We start from the raw sequence: 1,426 nt of genomic DNA, 5'->3' as shown, positions 1-1,426 counted from the left end.
GGTCAAGCCCCGGGAAGTGGTGTAGCGGTGGTTTCCTTCGGTGATTGCTTTTAGGCGGTCAACGCTTGGAAGGGATCTGCAGGCGCCTCCTCCGCATTCAGGGTGTTGTCAGCGTCGTTGACGAGGCTGAGCCGGCATCTGGCCAGCACGTCCAATCCGAGGTAGCGGCGGCCTTCTGCCCACTCATCGGTTTGCTCGGCCAGCACCGCGCCGACCAGCCGAATGATCGCGTCGCGGTTGGGGAAGATACCAACGCTGTCGGTGCGCCGGCGAATCTCGCGGTTGAGCCGTTCGTTGGGGTTGTTGGACCAGATCTGTTGCCACACATCCTTCGGGAACGCCGTGAACGCCAGAATGTCGGCCCGGGCTTCGTCGAGGTGCTCGAAGACCTTGGGCAGCTTCTCCTGGACGTAGTCCAGCAGCCGGTCGAACTGGGCGTGGACGCTCTCGGCATCGGGCTGGTCATAGACCGAGTGCAGCATCGCCTTCACCGCAGGCCACAGATTCTTCGGGCAAATCCCCATCAAATTAGCGGCGTAGTGGGTACGGCACCGCTGCCAGCTGGCCCCTGGCAGGTTCGCCCGGATCGCCTCAACCAACCCAGCGTGGGCGTCCGAGGTCACCAGCTGCACGCCGTCCAGTCCGCGTGCGACGAGATCGGCGAAGAACGTGTTCCAAGCCGCCCCGGTCTCGCTGGTCGCGACCTTCACCCCGAGCACTTCACGACGCCCGTCGGCGTTGACCCCGGTGGCAACCATGGCGACCGCGTTCACGACCCGTCCACCTTCACGGACCTTCATGGTCAACGCGTCGGCTGCCACGAGGGTGAAGGGTCCCGCCTCACCCAGAGGCCGGTGACGAAACTGCTCGACCTGCTCGTCGAGGTCCGCGGCCATGCGCGAGACCTGGGACTTGGAGAGGGAATGAATGCCCAGGGTCTTCACGAGTTTGTCCATCCTGCGGGTCGAGACTCCGGCCAGGTAGCAGTCCGCCACGACGGTGATCATCGCGGTCTCTGCGCGTTTGCGGCGCTCGAGCAACCACTCTGGAAAGTAGCTCCCCTGCCGCAACTTCGGCACCGCGACGTCAACGGTGCCGACCCGGGTGTCCAGGGGTCGATGCCGGTATCCGTTTCGCTGGCTGGCCCGTTCCGGGGATGCGGTGCCGTATTCGGCGCCGCAGACGGCGCTGGCATCAGCGGACAGCAGAGCGTTGATCATGGTCTGCAGCATCGAGCGCATCAGGTCCGGTGAGGCATCGGAGAGTGCTTCGACAAGCAGGCGTTGAGGGTCGATAATTTGGGTAGCGGTCATCGCGGCGATGTCCTTTCGAGTGGGTTGTAGGAGATTCCTCGAAGGATACGTCCGGTGGCCGCACTCCATATCGGCGGGTGACCGGACGCTACACCACCTTATGGGGCACTACT

The 1,426-nt window shown here is 64.0% G+C and carries 1 protein-coding gene; it reads right to left on the bottom strand.

Translation table 11 applies throughout. The features are described from left to right. Positions 1-50: 50 nt before the first annotated feature. Positions 51-1,313 (bottom strand): IS256 family transposase, encoded by a 1,263-nt coding sequence (locus ACT3UE_RS15735; RefSeq protein ID WP_102598824.1) that lies wholly within the window; start codon positions 1,311-1,313, stop codon positions 51-53. Between the last annotated feature and the right edge of the window lie 113 nt (positions 1,314-1,426).

The organism is Arthrobacter sp. 179 (genome assembly GCF_052379645.1).
Lineage (GTDB): Bacteria > Actinomycetota > Actinomycetes > Actinomycetales > Micrococcaceae > Arthrobacter_H.
This window is presented reverse-complemented; position numbering and strand designations above follow the sequence as displayed.

Bases quoted from the DNA above. Each gene is read 5' to 3' on its own strand.
- ACT3UE_RS15735 (WP_102598824.1), bottom strand. From the start codon at position 1,313: ATGACCGCTACCCAAATTATCGACCCTCAACGCCTGCTTGTCGAAGCA.